The following is a 1,717-nucleotide window of genomic DNA, read 5'->3' as shown; positions in this document are numbered from 1 at the left end:
TAGGGATATTCAGTAAATGTTCCTCTTTCTAAAAAATCAAGAGAAAAGCTTTGCTTTACGTGAGCTTTTCTCTTGATTTTTTCGTTCAACTCTCCCAGTCTTCTATCTTTTTTGTAGAATATTGTTTACATATTCTTATTTTTTCCTTCCCACCCATGCATTATGTACATGTCTTTTTTAGGGGAAGTTAAAACCTCTCCTGTTTTTCCTGTTATTTTAGTTAGATTATGCTGCCTTTCTTTTTTTCTTTTCAACCTTTTCTATCATACATACCGCATTGGCTGTATGTATCCCAAAGAAAATCCAAAGTACTTCCGTTTTCCTGTTTCTAGCTTTTATCCTGGCCAGTGAGTAATGTTGTTTCTGCGTTCCAAAACTTCCTTCCAGGCGGGTAGCTCTTTCACGGCTGAGTTCCGACCGTAAGATTTTCCGAAGCGGCTCATCTTTGGCAGCTCTGCCCTTACGCTTAAAGGAAGTACTTATATGATATTTTGTACAAAATTTCCGGTTGGCATTATTGGCATAGATTGAATCCGCCGCAAGCGCCTTAACCCTAACCCCGGTCAGTTGTTGTTGCAGATGAATACAGTCTTTCAAACGTACTCCTTCGTTAAAAGCCTTAAAGGAGATATGTTCTATAAAGGAGATTCCGTCTATCTGTATATTGTTGACTTTGGCTCCGAATTCAACGGATTTGGTTTCCTTGCCTCTGATAATGGGGCGAAGGTAATGCCGGTCGATACTCACGATACGGTTGGACACTTTTTTGCCTGCAAATAAATTCTTCCCTTGCTCAAGGACTGTCTGTATGACCGAGAAACGTCTTTGGTAATCAGAGGATAGTGTAAGCCTGTTCCTGTAGGATGAATGAAGCAGCTCCAGCTGGTCAAGTAACTTTTCCAATAACTGAAGTAACCTTCGTGTAATCATACGAGTCTGTGATTTCTTGCGTTTACGCAGTTTGCTATAAGCAAGATAGGCACGGCGTACATCAAGATACTTGTTACGGGGACGTTGTATGTGCAAGGTCTGGCAATGTTTGCACAGATGACGATGAAGCCATACAATACCTTCCCATAAGAGTTTGGTATCAGTAGGGAAACGCAGATGACTTTCATAACAGGTGGCATCGGTCATACAGACATGAAGGTTCTCAAGATAAGGTGTCCAATGCTCGGCAAGAATGAGCTGGAGGGACTCAACGTCAAGGCGATCCGCTAGTTCCTGACGAATTGCACTAACGATTTTAGGATTGGTTAGTGGATGAAGCGGATCAATCTGAACACCACAAAATAACTGGTAATGAATATTACCGTTTAAATGCTCAATCAGTTGTGCATCGGAAAAGTTGGTATAGGACTTCAAGACCATCAAGGCTATTTTACCTTCGGGAGAAAAATAACTTTTACGCCCAAAAGGAGAGGACTTCAAATGCATTTGTCGGGCCAGTTCCGAGAAAGGGAACAGAGAATGGAGGCGACCTAATTCACTCGTTGCAAAACTTTGACGATATTTTTTAAGCATATCGAACTCGGTAAAACCTAAACAAGGTTCGATTTCTGAGATTTTTTGTATCTTTACCATGTGTTTTTATTTTTAATTACCCCCGTTTTGGCCGTCAAACCGTTTTTTGGGGGGAATGCTTAAAGATACAAAAAAGGCAACTAACTCGCAATGAATTAGTTGCCTTAAATTTTATTATTTTAGGAATATCCCT

At 40.4% G+C, this 1,717-nt stretch carries 1 protein-coding gene; it reads right to left on the bottom strand.

Annotation, left to right across the window (positions count from 1 at the left end; translation table 11 throughout):
• Positions 1-225: 225 nt before the first annotated feature.
• Positions 226-1,584, bottom strand: coding sequence for a transposase (locus tag KTR06_RS24295; protein ID WP_008022065.1), 1,359 nt, complete (start codon positions 1,582-1,584; stop codon positions 226-228).
• Positions 1,585-1,717 lie beyond the last annotated feature (133 nt).

It is taken from the genome of Bacteroides sp. MSK.20.12 (genome assembly GCF_019052435.1).
Classification (GTDB): Bacteria; Bacteroidota; Bacteroidia; order Bacteroidales; family Bacteroidaceae; genus Bacteroides; species Bacteroides xylanisolvens.
Note: the sequence above shows the minus strand (reverse complement) of the source record. Positions and strands in the feature narration are given on the sequence as shown.